The organism is Gemmata palustris (genome assembly GCF_017939745.1).
Taxonomy (GTDB): domain Bacteria; phylum Planctomycetota; class Planctomycetia; order Gemmatales; family Gemmataceae; genus Gemmata; species Gemmata palustris.
In genome coordinates, this window is sequence record NZ_JAGKQQ010000001.1 from 4645785 (window position 1) to 4665417 (window position 19633).

Here is a 19633-nt window from a genome sequence, read left to right on the forward strand (position 1 = left end):
TGTCGGTCACAAGGGCCGATTTCCCAAAGTACCCGGCGCAACCGGTGGTGCGGTGTGATGGGTACCAACCCGGGACCGAGGCGAATCAAAACGAATCGTCCGATCCGCCGACCCGGGACACGTGACCGCCCGAGTGTGGTCACCGCTCGTACAGTTCCAGAGGCAGGCCGTCTGGATCTCGGAAAAACGTGAACCGCTTGCCAGTGTATTCGTCCACCCGCACCGGCTCGGCCGCTACCCCGTGCCGCCCCAGGTCCGCGACTGCCGCGTCCACGTCTCCAACCTCGAACGCCAAATGCCGGAGCCCGCACGCCTCCGGGTAGCTGGGGCGCGCGGGCGGGTTCGGGAACGAGAACAGTTCGATCTGGGTGCCGTCGGGGAGCCGCAGGTCGAGTTTGTACGAAGAGCGCTCGGCCCGATGTACCTCGGAAACCACCTCCAGACCGAGGACGGTGGTGTAGAAGTGCTTCGACCGCGCGTAGTCGGAGCAGATGATCGCGACGTGGTGGGTGCGGAGCAGCTTCATTCGTGAGGGTACCGCGGGGTCGAGAAACTTGGGAACCGTGCAACGACTTCGGCTTCCCGCACGAGCAAATGTTACGGTTTACTCCGGGAGCCCGGAAACGGCCCATCGTTCCAGGACCAGACCGGCCACCGGGTGTTCGCCGTGCGCATCGTCCGCTCCCCGTTCGTGAACCCCGCCAGGGCCACGATCACCCCCAAGGTGGCAGCAGTTCCAAGAATCAATCGCCCCCACCGAACCGGGCGTTCGGGCTCCACGAGAGCGCGCTCCCGCGGGCGGGCGAGTATCGGGTACGCGAGCACGAACGCGAACAAAATCCAGAAACCCGTCTGCGTGTCCAGGTAGCCGGGCCGGGCCGGGCGCCAGAAGTACAGGGCCGTCAAGTTCTGGAACACGAGCATCGCAACGGACAGCCCAATGACCGGCAGTGCGGCCGGCCACCGCCACCCACGAGCCAGGGCGAGCGCCCACAAGACCGCGCCGGCCCCGGCCGCGACGCACACGGCGTCCGTACCACGCAGCACCGTCCCGGCCAGCCCGTCCGCGTGCCCCAACTCGCGCAGGGTCGCACCCCACCCGGCCACCTTTTCCGGCACCCGGGTCAACCGGTGCCAGGCAGGGATCACGCCGAGTACGAACACCGCCCCGAGGACCGCCGGGAGACGAAACTCGTCGGGCTCCCCGGCCGGATCGACCCGGCCGAGCCCCAGCATCCCGTAAGTGAACACCCCGCCCCCGACGAACCCGCAGGTGATCTCCATCACGTTCCAGTGGTTGATGGTGTACCCCCAGACCTCCAGGTGTACGGCCGCGTTCCCCAGCAGGCGCCCGCCGGCCATACCCAGGCCAAACCCGACGAACCCGTAGAGCGCGCCTCGAAGCCCGGCCGCGCGCCTGGTCCACGCGAGCCACGCGAACTGCCCGAGCGCGGCCCCGAGAAACGCCACAGCGATGTTGTTCCGGGGCGGGTTGATGTGAAAGCCGATCGCATCCACGAGAAGCGCGGGCGCGAGCCACCCGCCGAGGACCACGCTCGCGAGGAGCCCGACCCAGTCCCCCGTGCGCACGGCGCGGCGCTCGGCCAGGAGCCCGGCCAGCCCGCCGCCGAACGTGCCCCAGCACCCGCCCTGGAGGAATAGGGCGGCAAACCCGTAGGCGTAGTTCGGTAGGGTGTCGGCTTGCGCGTACCCGTGGAGTACGCCGTAGCTCATCTGCCCGCCGGCCCCGATCCCGGCCGCGGTCAGGGCGGCGATCACGGACATCCGGGAGCGCAGGGTCGAGGAGCCGGCGACGAACACCCAGGCGAGCCCGAGGACGGCGCCCGGGTACATCGCCCCGATGACGTGGCCGTAGTCCCCGCGGATGCCCCAGGCCATCCCGACCGCACAGGCGACGAACGCACTCCGCCCGACTCGGTCCCAAACCCTCATCGCGATTCTCCGAACTTCAAGTCGTGTTTGTAGGTGCCCGGACCCGGGACCGATCTCCCGCCCCACACGGAAGCGGTGGCGAGAGCGCATTTCTCATCGATTATGTCGTCCCGTTCCCACCCGCGGTCACGGCTTCTTCGCATCCGAGCTAGCCGGTTTCTGGATGCAATACAGGCTCGTTGCAGTGCGAACGAAGAGCCGACCGTCGGCGACCGCCGGGGTCGCGAGCGCGACGTCGCCCAGCACGTTCTTGCCCAGCAACTCGAACTCCGCACCGGCCTTCACAACGTAAGTCGTTCCTTCCTCGCTGAGGCAGAAGATTTTGCCGTCGTAGGTCCACGGGGATGCAGTGAAGCTGCCGCCGAGCCGCTCCCGTTCGTAAACCGGCTTGCCGGTTTTCGCCTCGAAGCAGGAGATGAGGCCGGTCGAGTACAGGACGTACAGGTGATCGCCGAGCACGAGCGGGGTCGGGTGGTACGCCCCGGCCGGCTCCTTGTACCACGCGATGAACTCGTTGCTCGTCTCGCCCTTCTTCAGGGAGATGTCGCCGGACGCGCCGGGTTTGACCGCGAACACCGGGCGCGGGCGGCCGAACTCGTACCCCGAACTGACGTACAACAGCCCGTGTGCGGCGACCGGGCACGGCACGCAGATCGACGACATGCCGCCGAACTCCCAGAGCAGTTTGCCATCAAGGTCGTAGGACCGCACCTTACCCTTGCCACAAGTGACGATCTCGGTCCGCTTGCCGCTCTCCCAGATAAACGGCGTGGCCCAGTTGCTCTTCTCGTCCCGTGCGACCTTCCACACCTCCTTACCGGTGTTCTTGTCCAGCGCCACGATGAAGGAACTCTTCTCGTTGTCGTTGACGACGTACACGCGGTCGCGGTGAAGCACCGGCGACGCCCCGGTCCCCCAATCCAGTTGCGTCGGCACCACGTCCCACGACTTCGACCAGAGCTGTTTCCCGGCGAGGTCGTAGCAGAACATGCCGACGTTGCCGAAGTACGCGTACACCCGCTCGCCGTCGGTGACCGGCGTTTCGGGCGCGTAACTGGCTTTCACGTGGATCGGGTGTTTGGGTTCTCCCTTGTGCGCCACCCGTTCCCACAGAACGCGGCCCGTGGGCGCGTCCAGGCAGAAGAGCGTCCAGCGGTGCTCGCCGGTCAGCGTTTTCGTGTCCTTCGGGGCGTAATACCCGGTCTTCGGCACCGCGACCTTCGCGTCGCTCACGCAACTGGTGACGAACACCTTTCCGCCGGTAACGATCGGGCACGACCAACCCTGGCCGGGAACATCCAGCTTCCACGCCACGTTGTCCTTCGTCGTCCAGTTGTTGGGAGGAAGGTTCTTCCCGGTCACGACCCCGGTCCCGCCCGTTCCGCGGAACTGGGGCCAGTCCGCCGCGAGGCCTGATACGGGAGCGAGAGCGAAGCCGACAGCCAACGCAAGAAGACGAATAGACATGGCGGGTACTCCAGAACCGGCCGGGCACATCATGACTTCACTGGGCCTTACGATAGGTCAGTTGCGCGTCGAGTACGAGACATAATTCGCCGATAGCACCTTCCCGTCCTGACGAATTACCGACGAAGGCACTGCGGCAATGGAAACTGGAAACGGGCCGAACCGAAGGGCGTCGGCGGGACATCGCGCTCCTGGCGCCCCGCTCGCTCACTTCCGCCAAATCCAAAAAAATCTCCCCGTCTGTCACAAAACCACCCCGCCCGATCGTCCTTGCTACCGAACGCGGGATGTCGCCCAGTCACAGCACACACGATGGAGGGGAAGCAATGATTCGCGGAGCACTACTGTTGGCGGCTGGGATCGGCCTCGGGGCGGGCGGGATGACGGCCGCCCGACACGACGAGAAGCACGGGTCGGTCAAGGTGTTGGCCGCGCGGGACATTGCCGAGAAATTGGACGGCAAGGAAGCGAAAGCGACGACCGTGGAGGTGACACTCGAGGCCGGAAAAGCGGGTGAACCGCACCGCCACCCCGGACCGACGTTCGGGTACGTGCTGGAGGGGGAGTACGAGTGGGCCATCAACGACCAACCCGCCAAGGTACTCAAGACCGGGGAAACCTTCTACGAGCCGGCCGGTTGCTTGCACCGGGTGTCAAAGAACCCGGGTAAAGTAAAGACGCGCGTGCTCGCGTGGGTACTGCACCCGCGCGACGCCGCTCAGCTCGTCATACCCGAGCCGAAGAAGTGAGCGGCCCCGTGAGGGTGTCATGACCGAAGAAGCGTGTGGCCTGCGGCCGCGGATGATGTCCGTCGCGTACCGGATGCTCGGCAGCGTGGCGGACGCCGAGGACGCCGTGCAGGACGCATTCGTGCGGTACCAGACCGCCGGCGGGGTGTCCTCGCCGGAAGGGTTCCTGGTCCGCACCACCACCCGCCTCTGCATCGACCGGCTCCGGGCGCGACAGCGCGCGGGGTACGTCGGCCCGTGGGTGCCCGAACCGGTCGACACGCGGGGGGCGGCCCGCGATACCGCGCTGGCCGAGTCCCTGACGCAAGCGTTCCTACTGCTCCTGGAGCGCCTGACCCCGGACGAGCGGGCGGCGTTCCTGCTCCGCACCGTGTTCGACTACGAGTACGGCGAGCTTGCCGAGGCGCTGGGCAAATCCGAGGTCCACGCCCGGCAGATCGTCAGCCGGGCGCGACAGCGCTTGGGACTGGACGGGGAGCGGCGGTTCCGGGCGACACGGGAGCGGGCGGACGGGCTGGCCGAGCGGTTCGTCGCGGCCTGCCGGGAGGGAGACGTGAGGGCCGTTGAGCGGATGCTCGCCGAAGACGTCGAGATCCACTCGGACGGCGGGGGTAGAGTTTCGGCGGCGCGGGTCGTGATCCGCGGGCGCGAGCGGGCGGCCCGGTTCCTGACGGGCGTGTTCAGCAAGAAGCGGCGCAACTGCGACATGCGCGCGACGACAGTAAACGGCGCGCCGGGCGTGGTGTTCTCGTCCGGCGGGGTCGTCGTCCAGGTCACGGCACTGTCCCTGGGGACGGACGTGCGGGCGGTGTACATCAGCGTGAACCCGGACAAGCTGGCCCGGTGGTCGGCGGCCGCGGTCGAATAGAGCAATCCGCAATGAGGGTTCAACCATGAAGATCGTTGTAATCGGCGGTAGCGGGCTGATCGGGAAACAGCTCGTGCCCATTCTCCAGAAGCGGGGGCACGAGGCTGTGGCCGCGTCCCCGTCCACGGGCGTCAACGCTCTCACCGGCGCGGGGCTGGCCGGCGCGCTCGCGGGCGCGAGCGTCGTGGTGGACGTATCGAACGCGCCGTCCTGGGAGGATGCGGCGGTAATGGAGTTCTTCGACAAGTCTACCCGTAATCTCTTGACCGCGGAATCGGCCGCGGGGGTGAAGCACCACATCGCCCTGTCGGTGGTGGGTGCCGATCTCTTGCCGGACAGCGGGTACATGCGGGCGAAGGTCGCCCAGGAAGGACTGATCCGGGCGGGCAAGGTGCCGTACACGATCGTCCGCGCCACGCAGTTCTTCGAGTTCCTCGGTGGCATCGCCGAATCGGGAGTAGTCGGCGACACGATTCGCCTACCAACCGCCCCCTTCCAACCGCTCGCGTCCGCCGACGTAGCCGGCGCGCTCGCCGCGATCGTCGAGGACGCGCCGGCGAACGGGACCGTCGAACTGGCCGGCCCCGAAGCGTCGTCCGTCGCCGAATTCGTGGGGCGGTTCCTGGCCGCGACCGGGGACAAGCGGACCGTCATTGCCGACCCACAGGCCCGTTACTTCGGCGCGCCGCTGGACGACCGGGGCCTCGCACCGGTGGGCAAAAATCCGCGCCTCGGGCCGACGCGGTTTGAAGCATGGGTCGGGCAACGAAAAGCGTGAAATTCGGCCGTGTGAGCCCACAGGAAATGAGAAAGCCGGCGACTTCAGTCGCCGGCTTTCGTTACTCTGGCCACCTGCCCGCGAGAGTTACTTCTTGCGGACCAGTTTCATGCCGCCGCAGTGGTCGTCGGCCGGCTTGCCGTTCACCCACGCGACCCCGGTGATCTCGATGTGGTCCGCGTCGATGAACGTGAGCGTCGCTTCGTGCATGTGCATGTCCTTCGCGGGGTCCAGGTTCGTTCCGCCCGCGAACAGGAACTTGATCTGGTTGGACGGGGACTTCGGGTCCGCCTTCATCCGCGGCTGGTTGCCGAGGACGCAGTAGTGCGTCATCACCAGGTCGCCCTTGTCCAGGTGGTAGACCGACGCCATCTCCTGCTGCTGGCCGGGGAACAGCGTCTCGGTCACGGCGCTGCCGCCCGCGGTGACCTTGATGACCGAGACCACCTTGTCGGTCGGCTTGCCGTCCTTGTCGGCCTCGACCCAGGTTCCGGCCAGCGCCTTGATCTTCTCCAGGCCGGGATGGACGGGCGCGGTCTTGGCCGGCGCGTCGGCGGCGCGGGCGCTGGTGCCGAGGGCGATGAACAGTAAGCCACAGGTCAGAATTCGTTGCATCATGTCGAACTCCCATTGGGGTCAGGGCGAATCGTGCCCCCGCACCGGCGCGGGAGCGTGTGCTCTCGTTGCCGTCAGCCCACCGGACCGGGGACCGACACCATCCAGCCGATCCCGAAGCGGTCGGTGACCATCCCGAAGCACGGCGACCAGAACGTCTTGCCGAGCGGCATCTCGACGGTGCCGCCGGCCGCCAGCGCGTCGAACGCCTGCCGCGCGTCCGCTTCGGCCGGGACGGAAAGGGCCAGGTGCAGCCCGACGGACTTCGACTGGTCGTCGCGCCCGTCGGACGCCATCAGCGGGACGCCGCGGACGCGGAAGGTCGCGTGCATGACCTTCTTCTCGAACCCCGCCTGGAGCGCCCCGGGCGGGGGCGGCTCCGGGCCCTCGTCGTACCGCATGAGCATCTCGATCTCCGCGCCGAGGGCCGTGCGGTAGAATTCCAGGGCCTCGTCGCACCGGCCGCCGAAGAACAGGTATGGAGTGATGGTTGTGCCTGTCATGGTCTCTCCTCGCTCACGGGTTCTTGATCGTGGAGCGGATCACCCGCCCCGTCGCTTCATTGGTTAGTCGATCGCCGGGAGCGGGAATCGACGCCCCGCCGAATTTTCTCACGCCCGCTTCCGCAGCCCGGACAGGTCGAATACCGGTCGGACCTCGACCGCACCGACCCGCACGCCGGGGTGCCGTTCGGCGATCCGAGCGACCGCGTCGCGGGACTCGGCGCGGATCAGGTAATAGCCGCCGAGCACCTCGTGCGTTTCGGCGAACGGGCCGTCCGTGATGACGCGCCGGCCGTCGCGCACCCGCACGCACGTCGCCGTTTCCACCGGGTGGAGCGGCGCGGCACTCAGGTACGCGCCCGAGCCACTCAGTTCCCGGCAGAGCGCAGCGGCCTCCGCCATCGCGACACCTTGCGCGGTGGGGCCGGCCGCGCGCCACGCGCCCTCGTCGTCGTAGCAGAGCATCAGGAACGTCGCGCCGGGCTTCCCCTCGCCGGCCGAGACCGGGTGGGCCGGCGGGAGCCCGTCGAGCACGAACAGGGGGCGGATCTCGACGGTGCTTTTGGTAACCGGCGGGAGCCGGGTCGCGACCGCGATCGCCTCGTCGAGATCGGCCAAATCGAGCACGAAATACCCGCCGAGCTGTTCCGTGGTCTCGGCGAACGGGCCGTCCGTGACGAGCGTCTGCCCGTCGCGCACGCGGACGGTGACGGCCGTCGTCACCGGCTCCAGTGGCGACGCATCAATGAACTGGCCCCGTGCGGCAAGTTCGTCGCAGAGCGCGAGCGAATCGACCATGCAGGCCGTTCGCTCCTCATCGATCCAACAGCTCTCAGCACTGTAAATGAGCAGCATGTATTTCATCGCGTTCCCCGTGAGTGTGTTTATTTGCCGTCGGCCGCGTTCTGCCGCGCCTGGATGTCGAGCTTGGTCATCCCCATGAGTGCCTGCATCACGCGCCCGGCCGTTGCGGGATCTGCGAGGAATTGCGGCAGAACGGGGCTCCTCGTCAACGGAAGCGGGCGCGCTGTCAGCCCGTAGTCGAACGGGGCGGGTGCGGATCGACACTCCGCAAAGTTTTCCCGTGTCGACGCGGGGACATGCGGTCGCGCCGCCAGCGAGACAGGTCACAATCGTCAGAGGTGCGAAAGTCGCTTCATCAGGAATCGCCGTTCCGGCTCCTGTTGAGCCAACGCGAGCGCCCGCTCGTAGGCCCCTCGTGCGGCGTCACGCTGCCCGAGCCGGCGGAGCAGATCGGCCCGCGCAGCGTGCGCGAGATGGTAATTGCCGAGGTCACCGCGCCCCAGGAGGGCGTCGATTAAAGTCAGACCGGCAGCCGGCCCGTCGCGCATCGCCACCGCGACCGCGCGGTTCAGTTCGATTACTGGCGACGGGTTGAGTGCGAGCAGGGCGTCGTAGAGCGCCGCGATCTGCCGCCAATCCGTCGCCCCCGGCGTCGGGGCCGTCGCGTGGGCGGCGGCGATGGCGGCCTGAATCGTGTACGGGCCGAATTGACGGGTACCGAGCGCCCGCGCGACCAGCGCCCGCCCCTCCGCGATAAGTGCCGCGTCCCAGAGCGAGCGGTCCTGTTCTTCGAGGAGCACGACGTCGCCCTCCGGGGTCGCCCGGGCGCGGCGGCGGGATTCCTGGAGGAGCATGAGCGCGAGCAGCCCGACCGCCTCGGGATCGGGTAGCAGTTCCACAATGAGGCGCCCCAAGCGGATGGCTTCGCCCGAGAGGTCCGCCCGCGTGAGGCCCGCCCCGGCGGTGGCCGAATAACCCTCGTTGAACACGAGGTAAACGACCACCAGCACCGCTCCCAGTCGCTCGGGGAACTCGCCTGTGGTCGGGACCGCGAACGGTATCCCGGCGTCGCGGATCTTCGCCTTCCCGCGCACGATCCGCTGGGCCATCGTCGCGGGCGCGGCGAGGAACGCGGCGGCGATTTCTTCGGTGGTCAACCCGCACACCTCCCGCAGCGTGAGCGGCACCTGCACCGCGCGATCGATGGCCGGGTGACAGCAGGCGAAAACGAGCCGCAGTCGGTCGTCCTCGATCTCCTCCGCGGCGCGGACCGCGTTGACTCCGGCGACCTCGGCCACCCGGCCGGCGAGTTCCGGTTGCAGGGCCGCGAACTTGGTGCGGCGCCGGAGGGCATCGAGCGCTTTGAACCGACCGGTCGATACCAGCCACGCCCGCGGGTTGTCCGGCAGCCCGTCCGCGGGCCACCGCTCGACCGCGGTCGCGAACGACTCGTGTAGGGCTTCCTCGGCCAGATCGAAGTCCCGCAGCAACCGCACCAGGGAGGCGAACACGCGCCGGGATTCCGCGCGGTAGATCTCATCAACTCGCGCGCGAACGTCGGCCGGGGAAAGGAGCGGCGTAATCATCTCGCCTCGGAGTTACCGATGCCCGTCACGCCTCGCACGGGTGGGGTGTGAAACGTCCGCCGGCACGTCCACGCGGGTGTGCCGCCGGGCGCTTCGGCGCGGTGTTAATTGAGGGGAGAGAGGCTACTACGGCTTTCGGCACGAGTGATAGGTCAGTTGAGAAGTGATGCGGGTGCGCCGAACACGTTTTGCGAGCGTGTAGCGTGGGGTACAACGGCGGGCGGCAATCACCCCAAGTGCATGACCGGACAGCCGATAGCGAAACGCGAACCAGTCCGATTTCAGGCTCCCTGTAGCGAGCTACAGCAAAGGAGCGGGAGCCACTGCACGCATCCGAGTGACCTCAAGAGAACCCGGGAGCCGCGCCTTGTCTTGTAACGAGCCGCGACCGCGAGGGAGCGGGAGGCACTGCCCGCATCCGGGTGACCTCAAGGTAACTCGGGGAGCCGCGCCCCGCTCCCTGGCGGTCGCGGCTCGTTTGCCGACAACACATCAGCTTTGATGTCGTTTTCGGCGTGTGCGGCGGGATCAGTGGCGCCGGAGCGCATCAATCTTCTCCTGGAACTTCGCCGCGTCCGCCTCGGCGGTCCCGAGCGGTTCCGGCTTGACGGTCTTCTCGCGCGTGTAGCCGACGTGCTTCATCCACGCGGCCGACCGCGCGCCGCGCTTCTGCTCCACCAGTTTGAACAGCGGGTCGGCCTTGATCGCCGTAACCGTCTCGTCCGGGGTCTTGACACCGAGCGCGGTGAGGATCGGTTTCGCAATCACCAGTTGCCCGTCGTCGCCGGGGTGAACCCGGTCCTTCGAGAACGGCTCGGTACGGCCGTCGCGTGCCTTCCGCATCGCGGTGTGCAAATCGATCACCCGCACACCGGGAACCTTCAAACTCATCTCCCACTTCGCGTACTCGGCCAGGACCGTGTCGTAATTGAACTCGTCCTTCTTGGGCACGAGATCGTAGATCGGCGGCGTGACCAGGAAGATTTGCTTCACGCCGGCCCCCTTGCACTGCTCGATCAGCTTCGTGACCCCCTTCTGGAACGCAGCGAATCGGTCCTTGTCGAGCGGGAGGTAGATGCCGTCGTTCATCCCGTAGCACGCGAACACGACCTCCGGCTTGGACTTCTCCAGCACGCGGCCGAGGCGCTCGAACAAGCACGGGCGGGGGAACTGGCCGCCCGCGTGCCCGTCCTCGCTCAGCCCCGACAGCGTTTCACTCGCCAGCCCGAGACCGAGGACGTCGAAGTCCTTCTTCGGGTACAGTTTTTCGAGGTAGTACGTGGTGAACGCAACGTACCCGCCGGACTGCGTGATGCTGTCGCCGAGAAACACGACCCGCTTGCCGGCGATGGCGTCCACGTCCTGCGCCGGAGCCGCGTCCGCACTGGGCTTCGACTTCAGTCCAGTGGTGTTCACGGCGGTGACGCGATAGGTGTGTGTTTTGCCGACCTCCGCCTTGGTATCGGTGAACTGCATCGGCACGAGCGGCTGCGTGGGCGTGTCACTGTATTGCAGGTTCTGGAAGATCGGTCGGCCGAACGGGTTCTTGCCCGATTCGGGCACGTTAGCAAGGAACTGACCGTCGCGCTCGATGACGAAACTCGCCAGCCCGCTTTCGAGATCGGCCTCGGCTTCCCAGGTCAGCTTGTTGTCCCGCACGTACACGTTCGTCGGCGCGGGCGGCGGAGTGGGGTCGGTGACCTTCGTGTCCTTGACGTATTCCGTCCACGCCTTCGCCACCGCTTCGTTCGGGAGCCACGCGGCCTTGAGGGGCTCGCCCACGTACTTCGTAGCCGGCGTCGCGTCGCCGCCGAGGACCGGAGCGAGCCACGCCTTGTCCGTCGGCATGGCCCGGAGCGGATCACCAACGGCTTTCGGCAGGCGAGCGCTCAGACAGGCATCGAGCCAGGGGACGGCCAGATACCGCTGGTTGCCGCAGTCGTGACTCGACAGCGGATCGACCGCCACGCCGACGAGCCCGCCCTTCCCGCGAACCTCGTTGAAGAACACTTCGTTAGCGGGCCAGACGCCGGCGAACTGTTTGTCCTTGACGGTGACGCCCTCCTTCGTGCCGAGGTTGCACACCACCGGCACCTTGAGCGCGCCGTCCGGCAAGGTGTGCGCCTTGATCCCGGCGCGGCCCGGGTCCGCCTTCAGGAGCGGCACGCCCGAGCGCAGCCACGCCGCGGCGACGCGGTCCGGGTGCAGCATCACCATTCCACCGGCCCAGTGACCGCCGCCACTGTGCCCCCACAAGGCCCACGGCACCTTCGCCAGTTCGGGGTGACCCGACTTCGCGCCGAGATCCGTGAGGCACTTTTGGAACGCGGCGCCGGAACCGTTGCGCGGGTCGCACCACATCTGGCAGTCGGCCTTATCCGGCTGCTCGTAGGACGGGGACAGGAGCGCGCAATCGTGCTTCTTCGCCAGGGCCTGCCAGTGGAGGTCATACGCGCCCGTCAGCCCCGACTTGCACGACCCCTCGCCGCACCCGTGCTGGTGGACGATGACGCCGCGCAGCGTCTTCACGCCCGGAGGAACCCAGATCGTGTAGTTGACCGGGTACGGCAGTTCGCCCTTGTTGGTCGAAGCCTCGTACCGCACGCGATAGTACGGCGGTTCGGCGAGGGGGAAGACGTCGTAGGGCGGTTCCTGGGCGAACAAGCCCGGCTCGGCCGCGACGAGAAGAAGGCCGAGCACCCCGCAACACTTCGCAGCCGTTCGGCTCATGGACAAGTCCTCCTGAAAACGAGATTGTCGCATTCGCCACGAACGGAGCAAGCGGGGATTTGAGGTGGACGTGCTTTCCTGGCGCGAGCCTCAGTGGTGCGGATTGGCTCGATCACAGAGTCGTTGGAAGAGCACCTCGGGGCGATTCGCAAGACCCTCGTGTCGCGAACTCTCACGGGCGCGGGCGCGCTGGGTGCTTGTTTACATGGCTGAAGGTAGCGCGAACAACCGACCGGCACCTTAAAGCGGCTCGCACTTCACCCCAAAGTAGCGCCCGATCCGCTCCGCGATCTCAATTCCGACCCCACTGAACACGAAATTGCCCGAGACGTTCGAGTAGAACTCGAAGGACGTCTCGGCCGGGAGGTCCAATTTCGGATCGGCGGGCGTGTGGCCGAAATCGATCTGGACGAACGCCTCGTTTTCGTCCGAGATCTCGTAGAGCCGGAAGTTTCGTTCGGCGCTCGATAGCAGATCCCACTTCCGCTCCAGTTCGGCCCGGAAGTAAAAGAACACGGCGACCGCGTCCGCCCCGTGCGGCTCGATCTTGTACCGGAGCAGCGGGAGCCCCGCGCCCGACCGCATGACGTGCTCCACGGCAGCGGCGATGCGATCGCGGTCGAGGCGCTCCCACGGCAACAGGTACCGGTTCTGCCAGCTCACTTCGCCTCCGACCTCAGCAGCGGGAACAGGATCACGTCGCGAATCGTCTGCGTGTTGGTCAACAGCATCACGAGCCGGTCGATGCCGATGCCCAGGCCGCCCGCGGGCGGCATCCCGTGGCGCAGCGCGCGAATGAAATCGTGGTCCATCTTGGCCATCGAGTCCTCTTCCGACATGCCGGCCAGTTGCTGCGTGAACGTTTGCTCCTGCGTGATCGGGTCGTTCAGTTCGGTGTAGGCGTTCGCCAACTCCATGCCGTGAACGTACAGCTCGAACCGCTCCGCGATCGCGGGGGTCTCGCGCTTCCGCTTGGTCAGCGGGCACAGCGGCGCCGGGTAGTCGTGGACGAACACCGGCCCGACCAGCTTCTCTTCCACCAGGTCCTCGAACAGTTCCTGTACGAGAACGACGTGCGCCTTCGCGACCTTCGGGGCGCCCTTCGTCGGGGCCATTTCGAGTTCGATGTTCTCCGCGCGAGCGGCGGCCCGCACCGCGACCTCGTCGGCCATGTCGCACCCGACGTGCTCGAGGAACAGGTCGGCGTACTTCGCGCGCTGGAACGGCGGCTCGAAGTTCACCGTCTTCTCACCGAACGGGATCGTGCGCCCGCTCCCCAAAGCGTCCACGCAGGCGACGATCAGCCCCTCGGTCAGGTCCATCATGCTGCGGTAGTCGCCGTAAGCCTGGTACAGTTCGAGCATGGTGAACTCGGGGTTGTGCCGCGGGCTGATGCCCTCGTTGCGGAACACCCGGCCGAGTTCGTACACCTTTTCGAGACCGCCCACGAGCAGGCGCTTCAGCGGGAGTTCGAGGGCGATGCGCACGAACAGGTCGATGTCGAGCGCGTTGTGGTGCGTCTCGAACGGGCGCGCGGCCGCCCCGCCCGCGATCGCGTGCAGCGTGGGGGTTTCCACCTCCATGTAGCCCTGGGCGTCGAGGTGGGTGCGGATCGTGCGGATGATCTTCACGCGCTGGTGCGCGCGGCGCAGCGTGTCCGGCGTGTAGATCATGTCGAGGTACCGGTGCCGCAACCGGAACTCGATGTCGCCCATCCCGAACACGTCCTTCGGGTGCGGCTCCAGGCTCTTCGTGAGGAACGTCAGCGTCTCGACCTGGATCGTGAGTTCGCCGGTCTTCGTCTTGCCGAACTCGCCGTCCACGCCGATCAGGTCGCCCAGATCGAGCAACTGCGCGACCTGCCACTCTTGCGGCGTGACCTTGTTCACGCGAATCATCAACTGCACGCGCCCGGTCTGGTCCCAGATTTCGAGGAACAGGAGCTTCCCGCCGGTGCGGTAGCGCACCACGCGCCCCGCCGCACGCACCTTCGGTCCGGGCTTCGCGTCGTCGAAATTCTCCGCCGGGAGCTGGCGAATGTCGCCGATGGGCCGAGTATTGTCGAACCGCTGGCCCCACGGGTCGAGACCGAGGGCTTCGATCTGTCGGAGCTTCTGGAGCCGGATTTCGGCGAGATCGGGCGTTTCGTCGGCCGGTCGGCGCGGGGTACCGCCGGCGGGTGGAGGGGAAGCGGGGGGCGGCAGGGGCGGGGTTTCGTCGGCCACAGTTAGTATTCCGTTGTGTGAGTGAAGTTACAGGCGTTTTAGCCGCCGGAACGAACTAAGGACACCCGACGACCGGGCGGTGTTCGCCCCCGACGTGGCGAGGGGCCCGCGCAACGGGTATCGTAGCCCTCACTCACGAGACTGTGCGATGAACGACGAAGCGGCATTTATCGCGGCGATCGCGGCCGCGCCCGAGGAGCAACACCTACCGCTGGTCTTCGCGGACTGGCTCGACGACCGCGGCGACCCGCGCGGCCCGTGGATTCGCCACCACGCCGTCCGCCCGTGGATGCCCCCTACATACGAGAACCCGGCCCCGAAGTTACTCGCCGCGCTCGTAGCGGACAAGCGCGTGCTCGACGTGCGCCGGGCCGCGGAAGCAATTGGAGAGCCGATCGTCCCGGGGCTGATCGAGTTACTCAAACACGCGAAGCCCCGCGTTCGGCAGCAGGCGTGCATGTGTTTGCGGAACATCGGCAAGCGCGCAAAGGAAGCCGTACCCGCGCTGCTCGAAGCGCTCGGCGACTCCGAACGCGACGTGCGCGAACAGGCCGCGAAAGCACTCAAGGATATCGGAACCGCCGGGGTAACCGACACCGACCAACTAAAAGCAGCACTCACCGACGACGACTGGAGCGTGCGCCGGGCGGCGAGCAAGGTGCTCGGTTCGATGCGCGCGAAGGGGAGTGTACTCCAGGAATTCGTGACGCAGCTCGACAGTCCCGACGCCGACGACCGTCGGGAGGCGATCCGCGGCCTGATGCAACTCGACACCGCAGACGCAGTCCCCGCGTTCGATCGCGCGCTCGATGATCCCGAAATGGCGGTCCGCGAATCAGCGGTCCAGGCGCTCGGCCGGTTGAAATTTGCGGACGCATCGGAAGCGTTATGCCGCGCGATGAAGGACCGCGTCGCGACAATCCGCAAGAGCGCGGTCCGGCAACTCGGGAGCGGGGGTCGCTACGCGGCCCTCACGCCTGAAGTGGTCACGGCACTTATCGTCTTGCTCGATGATCCGGTGCCCGACGTGCGCACAGCGGCGTGCGCCACAATCGCTCGATTCGACGGCCCGTTAGTGCCTCCTTTAATTCCGCGCGTCATTGCGTTACTCGGCGACCTCAGCCCCGAAGTCCAGCAAAGTGCGATCAGCACGCTCAGCGACATTGCCCGAGGCAATAAGGCCGCACTCGAAGCCCTGAACGCGCAACTCAACAACCTCGATCCCAAGCACTGCCAACTCGCTGCTTGCGCTGTCGGGACAGTCGGGCGCGACGACGCGAGCGCGCTCGCGGCTCTCGTACCGCTACTCAACGATCCAATCGAGGAGGTGGCGTATGACGCGACCAGCGCTATCAGCAATTGGGAGAAGCTCCCGGCTCCGGTTGCGGCCCCGCTGCTCGAGCGACTCGCGCGACTGCGTGGCACCGATCAGTGGGGGCACGCGACCGCGGTAGTTCTGGGCGCTCTTGGTCGGTTCGAGGCCCCACCAGCCGAAGTGATCGAAGCACTTCGCGAGGCCGTGCGCGCGCCCCCGGTTGGGTACGGTCAACGGACCGCAATCGAGGCACTTGCGGCCCTGGGATCGGCCGCCGCCCCTGCAATTCCGGATCTCGTCGCCCTGTTCTCTCGCGACGATCAGCCCTTGGACTACTACGAACACCAGTTCGCGGTGGCGGCGCTCATTCGTATCGGTGAACGCGGGCACGATCAACTCATCGCAGCACTTGATACTGGGACCGATGACGCGCGCGCGGTTGTTCTTCAGGGCTTACGGGCACAGGGGGCCGCCGCACTGCCGTTCTTGCCCGCAGCGCTCCGACTTTATCACCGCACGACCGACGAACGACACCGGAGCCTGATCGTAGACTTGATCCGCGCCCTCGGTCCCGGCGCAGATGCCGCGATTCCGAGTCTGATGGCGGCCCTCGAAACGACGCAACCGGGGCACACCAGAACCAACACGCTCCGCGCGCTCCAACAATTCGGCCCCGCGCTCCTTCCGCACCTGCCGAGACTGATCGAACTCGCACGCCGGCCCGGGTTCGCGAACGACCTCGATACGATCGCCACGATCGTCGCGCATTTCGCCCCGCGCGAACCGCAAGTCAAAGATCCACTGTGTGAATTTCTGCGTGCCGCTGCACCGGAGGAAACCGACAACAGTGCTCAACGTCGGGTCAAAAAGTCCACCCGACAAACCTGCGCGAGTGCGCTGTTCGCGTTGAACGACGCGGCGCTATTGCCGGAACTTGCACGGCTCGTTGACGATCCCGAACCGGATATCCGCGCGGCCCTCGTCTACCAACTCAATCGGCTCGGCACACCGGCCGTTTTCCCGCTCCTTCGGCGAATGCTTGGTGACAGCGAAGAGGCAGTGCGCCTGCGTGCGATCGAAGTATTAGTCTGGCGCAACGACACCTCAACCGAAACGATCGCCGCACTGGGTCACGCGGTCGAAGATCGCGCAGCGAAAGTGCGCCGGGCGACCATTGATGCGCTGGGCAAACTGAAAGTGAGCACCGGCGCGGTTCTCGCGGCGCTCGCCACCGCAACCAGCGACTCCGACACGAAAGTGGCCGAGCGCGCCGCGGTCGCGTTCCGAAAGTTGGCCCCGAAAGAATCGAAGCCGAAACCCGAAAAGGGAAAGAACGCTCCGGCACCGGCGAAACCCAAGAAGGAACGGCCCCCTGCAAAGGGAAAAAAGAAGCCCGAATGAAGTTCCCGACCGTGGTTGGTGACCGCGACCAAATCGGTGGGTACACTGTTCCGGCCACCTCATCACGGAGACGCTCATCATGGCCGACGACGCACCCGCGCCGAACCCGGACGACAAGAAGCCCGAGGAGCCGAAGAGCCTCATCGAAAAGGCCGGGGCCGCGCTCCCGATCGCGCTGACCGCTCTCGCGACGGTGTTCGCGTCCATGTCCAACGGCGCGCTTCAAGAAGCGATGTACTGGAAATCCCAGGCGGCACAGGACCAGTCGAAATCGACGAACCAGTGGTCGCTCGCGGGCTTCAAGCGAGACCGCGCGCTGATTATGCAAGCGACCGCGACTCAGCTCCGCGCGTTGAGCAATTACGCGCCCGCCAAGTTTGATGTCACGCTAAAAGACGTTGCCACTCCCGAGGAGCTTCAAAAGGCTCGTGCGTGGCTCACCGAGCGCGGCGAAAAAGGCGGCCCACCACCAGCAAAACTGCCCGACATTGAAGACGAAAAAATCAAGGAATTGCGCGAGGCCATCGAGCACCGCGAGCCCGAGCGCGACCTGCTCAAAAAGGCCGGGCGCGTCGAAATGGTGAAGATCACCAAGGCGATCGACGACGCCGAGAAGTACACCGAACACACCGACAAGGAATGGACCCCGACGCTGAACCTGGCGAACGGACTGGTGCGGGCACAACTCGCGTTCAATCCGGACGCCGCGGACGCGGCCAAGAAGTCCGCGAGCGCGACCGCCGCGCAAGCGGTGGGCTTCGACCTCGAAGAGCGCCGGTACCGGGCCGAGTCGCGGTTGAACCAGGGGATCGGGTTCCTGTACGAGATCCGCACGAAGGTGAGCGCGGCCGAGAGCGACAAGCACCGCAAGAAGAGCGAATTCCTCTCTTACGCGATGCTCGTGGCGCAAATCGGCGCGGTCGCGTCGTCACTAGCTCTGGCCCGCAAACAGAAAAACGTGCTGTGGCTGTTCGCCGCGATGGTCGGGCTGGTCTCCGTCGTCGTTGGCGGGTACGCTTTTATCCCACCCGCGTTGCTCCCGTTCTGATTTTGTGCTGACGGGGCGGGCCGCGTGCTCGCCCCATACTGGAAAGGTTTCCCATGCACGGCACGGAGCGCCGACTCAGCGAACAACTCTTTCACGACCGGCAGGCCGCCGAGCGCGCGGACTCGTTCCGCGCGGGCCGGGCCGATCTCCGGTTCGATACCGGTTCCTACCTCGATCACGAAACCTGGGTGCGGCCCGCGTTCGAGGCGCTCGGCAATCTGCGCGGGACGCACGCACTCGACTACGGGTGCGGGCACGGCATGGCCGCCGTTGCGATGGCCCGCGCCGGCGCGACCGTGACCGCGTTCGATCTGTCGCCGGGTTACGTGAACGAAGCTCGGGCGCGGGCCGCTGCGAACGGCGTGCGTATCGAATGCGTGGCCGCTGACGGCGAAGATTTACCCTTTCCGGATGCTTCGTTCGACGCGGTGTGGGGCAACGCGATCCTGCACCACCTCGACCTAGCTAAGGCCGGAACGGAGCTGCGCCGCGTCCTCAAACCGGGCGGCGTCGCGGTGTTCTGCGAACCGTGGGGCGGGAACCCGGTTCTGGGGTTCGCACGCGGGTCGCTCCCCTACCCCGGCAAGGATCGCACGCCGGACGAGCACCCACTCACGCACCGCGACCTCGCGCCGCTCCGCGCGATTTTCCCATCGGTCGAAGTCCGCGGATTCCAACTGCTCGGGATGGTGCGCCGGGTGTGGCGGAACCGCCGGGCGCTGAACCTCCTCGACGCCGCCGACACTCAATTACTCCGCGCTTTGCCCGCTCTCGGAAACTGGTGCCGCTACGCGGTCATCGTGCTGCGTCGCGAGCAATAGAAGCCAATTAGGGGGTGGATGTTGGCTGTACGGGCGGTTAGACTATTGGGGTTGTGCGGATTGCACCGATTGAGCCGCCCCGATGAGTGCCGCTTCGCTACCTCCGGTTGCTGATGCGTCAGGTGCGCCCTCGCGCAGCGCGCAGGTAGCACTGGGGGTGTTCTTCACGGTGTTGCTCGGTTTGCTCGTGGTTCGGGGGTACGGCAACCGGCTCGGGGCACGGCCAACGGAACCCGCCGCAGTCGATCTCACGGACCTGAACACCGCGGACCAGACGGAACTGGCTCAGGTGCCGGGCGTCGGGCCGAAAATGGCGGTCGCGATCGTCGATCACCGCCACCTTCACGGGCCGTTCAAGTCGGTGGACGAGTTGAAAAACGTGCGCGGCATCGGCCCGGTCACGTTCGAGAAGGTCCGCTCGCACTTCCGCACCAGTGCGCCGCCGAATACCCCTCTCGCCGAAGTACCGATCTCGCCCGCGCCGCCAACCCCACCTGTGCTCGCGCCGACTCCCGCTCCGCGCCCCGCGCCGGTCAGCGCGAAGAAGATTCAACCGGGCGAAGCGCCAATCAACGTGAACACCGCGACTCTGGAAGAACTCCAGCGCCTCCCGAGCATCGGTCCGACACACGCGCAGTCGATCATCACGTCCCGGACACTCGCGCCATTCCAGACCGTGAACGACCTGGACAAAGTGAAGGGCATCGGCCCGAAGACGCTCGACAAGCTCCGCCCGTTCGTGGTGGTGAAGTGAGCGACCGCGGAGCGAA

Annotated in this window: 18 protein-coding genes; 7 read left to right on the forward strand and 11 right to left on the reverse strand. The window is 66.6% G+C overall.

What is annotated here, in order from left to right; all coding sequences use genetic code 11:
* Positions 1-139 precede the first annotated feature (139 nt).
* The 3 genes from gloA2 to J8F10_RS19145 all read right to left on the reverse strand — a co-directional run bounded on the left by gloA2 (position 140) and on the right by J8F10_RS19145 (position 3420).
* A complete protein-coding gene (gene gloA2 / locus J8F10_RS19135) occupies positions 140-526 on the reverse strand; it encodes an SMU1112c/YaeR family gloxylase I-like metalloprotein (protein WP_210656349.1) in 387 nt (128 codons plus the stop codon).
* A gap of 71 nt (positions 527-597) precedes the next feature.
* The gene (locus J8F10_RS19140) at positions 598-1953 is read right to left on the reverse strand and encodes a hypothetical protein (RefSeq protein ID WP_210656351.1); all 1356 of its coding nucleotides are present in this window, start codon (positions 1951-1953) and stop codon (positions 598-600) included.
* 126 nt (positions 1954-2079) lie between these two features.
* Entirely contained in the window at positions 2080-3420 is a 1341-nt protein-coding gene (locus tag J8F10_RS19145) for an outer membrane protein assembly factor BamB family protein (protein WP_210656353.1), read from the reverse strand.
* 326 nt (positions 3421-3746) lie between these two features.
* On the opposite strand from J8F10_RS19145, the gene J8F10_RS19150 reads away from it, so the two are divergent.
* The 3 genes from J8F10_RS19150 to J8F10_RS19160 are packed head-to-tail and all read left to right on the forward strand — an operon-like array spanning position 3747 to position 5815.
* Entirely contained in the window at positions 3747-4169 is a 423-nt protein-coding gene (locus J8F10_RS19150; protein ID WP_210656355.1) for a cupin domain-containing protein, read from the forward strand.
* A 19-nt stretch (positions 4170-4188) separates the two neighbouring features.
* Positions 4189-5037, forward strand: coding sequence for an RNA polymerase sigma factor SigJ (gene sigJ / locus J8F10_RS19155; protein WP_210656357.1), 849 nt, complete (start codon positions 4189-4191; stop codon positions 5035-5037).
* Between the two features lie 25 nt (positions 5038-5062).
* Positions 5063-5815, forward strand: coding sequence for an SDR family oxidoreductase (locus J8F10_RS19160; RefSeq protein ID WP_210656361.1), 753 nt, complete (start codon positions 5063-5065; stop codon positions 5813-5815).
* Between the two features lie 87 nt (positions 5816-5902).
* On the opposite strand, the gene J8F10_RS19165 is transcribed toward J8F10_RS19160, so the two are convergent.
* The 8 genes from J8F10_RS19165 to lysS all read right to left on the reverse strand — a co-directional run bounded on the left by J8F10_RS19165 (position 5903) and on the right by lysS (position 14278).
* A complete protein-coding gene (locus J8F10_RS19165; protein ID WP_210656362.1) occupies positions 5903-6433 on the reverse strand; it encodes a hypothetical protein in 531 nt (176 codons plus the stop codon).
* Positions 6434-6504: 71 nt separating this feature from the next.
* Positions 6505-6933, reverse strand: coding sequence for a VOC family protein (locus J8F10_RS19170; protein ID WP_210656365.1), 429 nt, complete (start codon positions 6931-6933; stop codon positions 6505-6507).
* A 108-nt stretch (positions 6934-7041) separates the two neighbouring features.
* Entirely contained in the window at positions 7042-7797 is a 756-nt protein-coding gene (locus J8F10_RS19175; protein WP_210656367.1) for a YciI family protein, read from the reverse strand.
* 20 nt (positions 7798-7817) lie between these two features.
* A complete protein-coding gene (locus tag J8F10_RS39915; protein ID WP_261363070.1) occupies positions 7818-7946 on the reverse strand; it encodes a hypothetical protein in 129 nt (42 codons plus the stop codon).
* Positions 7947-8069: 123 nt separating this feature from the next.
* The gene (locus tag J8F10_RS19180) at positions 8070-9323 is read right to left on the reverse strand and encodes an RNA polymerase sigma factor (RefSeq protein WP_210656368.1); all 1254 of its coding nucleotides are present in this window, start codon (positions 9321-9323) and stop codon (positions 8070-8072) included.
* Positions 9324-9851: 528 nt separating this feature from the next.
* Positions 9852-12053 carry an SGNH/GDSL hydrolase family protein gene (locus J8F10_RS19185; RefSeq protein ID WP_210656370.1) on the reverse strand — a complete coding sequence of 734 codons (2202 nt, stop codon included), beginning with the start codon at positions 12051-12053 and terminating at the stop codon, positions 9852-9854.
* A 240-nt stretch (positions 12054-12293) separates the two neighbouring features.
* Entirely contained in the window at positions 12294-12716 is a 423-nt protein-coding gene (locus tag J8F10_RS19190) for a hypothetical protein (RefSeq protein ID WP_210656372.1), read from the reverse strand.
* Positions 12713-14278 carry a lysine--tRNA ligase gene (gene lysS / locus J8F10_RS19195; RefSeq protein WP_315854123.1) on the reverse strand — a complete coding sequence of 522 codons (1566 nt, stop codon included), beginning with the start codon at positions 14276-14278 and terminating at the stop codon, positions 12713-12715. Before lysS ends, J8F10_RS19190 begins: the two co-directional genes overlap by 4 nt.
* 148 nt (positions 14279-14426) lie before the next feature.
* Between lysS and J8F10_RS19200 the strand changes: the two genes are divergently transcribed.
* From J8F10_RS19200 to J8F10_RS19215, 4 genes are all read left to right on the forward strand, one after another.
* Positions 14427-16994 carry a HEAT repeat domain-containing protein gene (locus tag J8F10_RS19200; RefSeq protein ID WP_210656374.1) on the forward strand — a complete coding sequence of 856 codons (2568 nt, stop codon included), beginning with the start codon at positions 14427-14429 and terminating at the stop codon, positions 16992-16994.
* A 79-nt stretch (positions 16995-17073) separates the two neighbouring features.
* On the forward strand, positions 17074-18042 hold the full coding sequence (locus tag J8F10_RS19205) for a hypothetical protein (RefSeq protein ID WP_210656376.1): 969 nt from the start codon (positions 17074-17076) through the stop codon (positions 18040-18042).
* 53 nt (positions 18043-18095) lie between these two features.
* Entirely contained in the window at positions 18096-18863 is a 768-nt protein-coding gene (locus J8F10_RS19210) for a class I SAM-dependent methyltransferase (RefSeq protein WP_210656378.1), read from the forward strand.
* Positions 18864-18945: 82 nt separating this feature from the next.
* Positions 18946-19617: a ComEA family DNA-binding protein gene (locus tag J8F10_RS19215; protein ID WP_210656380.1), complete on the forward strand. Its 672-nt coding sequence runs from the start codon at positions 18946-18948 to the stop codon at positions 19615-19617.
* Positions 19618-19633 lie beyond the last annotated feature (16 nt).

What these genes read in the sequence shown, in the direction of transcription:
- J8F10_RS19215 (WP_210656380.1), top strand. Translation starts at nt 18,946, where the DNA reads ATGAGTGCCGCTTCGCTACCTCCGGTTGCTGATGCGTCAGGTGCGCCC.
- J8F10_RS19180 (WP_210656368.1), bottom strand. Translation starts at nt 9,323, where the DNA reads ATGATTACGCCGCTCCTTTCCCCGGCCGACGTTCGCGCGCGAGTTGAT.
- sigJ (WP_210656357.1), top strand. Translation starts at nt 4,189, where the DNA reads ATGACCGAAGAAGCGTGTGGCCTGCGGCCGCGGATGATGTCCGTCGCG.
- J8F10_RS19185 (WP_210656370.1), bottom strand. Translation starts at nt 12,053, where the DNA reads ATGAGCCGAACGGCTGCGAAGTGTTGCGGGGTGCTCGGCCTTCTTCTC.
- J8F10_RS19205 (WP_210656376.1), top strand. Translation starts at nt 17,074, where the DNA reads ATGGCCGACGACGCACCCGCGCCGAACCCGGACGACAAGAAGCCCGAG.
- J8F10_RS19200 (WP_210656374.1), top strand. Translation starts at nt 14,427, where the DNA reads ATGAACGACGAAGCGGCATTTATCGCGGCGATCGCGGCCGCGCCCGAG.
- J8F10_RS19150 (WP_210656355.1), top strand. Translation starts at nt 3,747, where the DNA reads ATGATTCGCGGAGCACTACTGTTGGCGGCTGGGATCGGCCTCGGGGCG.
- J8F10_RS19170 (WP_210656365.1), bottom strand. Translation starts at nt 6,933, where the DNA reads ATGACAGGCACAACCATCACTCCATACCTGTTCTTCGGCGGCCGGTGC.
- J8F10_RS19210 (WP_210656378.1), top strand. Translation starts at nt 18,096, where the DNA reads ATGCACGGCACGGAGCGCCGACTCAGCGAACAACTCTTTCACGACCGG.
- J8F10_RS19145 (WP_210656353.1), bottom strand. Translation starts at nt 3,420, where the DNA reads ATGTCTATTCGTCTTCTTGCGTTGGCTGTCGGCTTCGCTCTCGCTCCC.
- J8F10_RS19160 (WP_210656361.1), top strand. Translation starts at nt 5,063, where the DNA reads ATGAAGATCGTTGTAATCGGCGGTAGCGGGCTGATCGGGAAACAGCTC.
- gloA2 (WP_210656349.1), bottom strand. Translation starts at nt 526, where the DNA reads ATGAAGCTGCTCCGCACCCACCACGTCGCGATCATCTGCTCCGACTAC.
- J8F10_RS19140 (WP_210656351.1), bottom strand. Translation starts at nt 1,953, where the DNA reads ATGAGGGTTTGGGACCGAGTCGGGCGGAGTGCGTTCGTCGCCTGTGCG.
- J8F10_RS19175 (WP_210656367.1), bottom strand. Translation starts at nt 7,797, where the DNA reads ATGAAATACATGCTGCTCATTTACAGTGCTGAGAGCTGTTGGATCGAT.
- J8F10_RS19165 (WP_210656362.1), bottom strand. Translation starts at nt 6,433, where the DNA reads ATGATGCAACGAATTCTGACCTGTGGCTTACTGTTCATCGCCCTCGGC.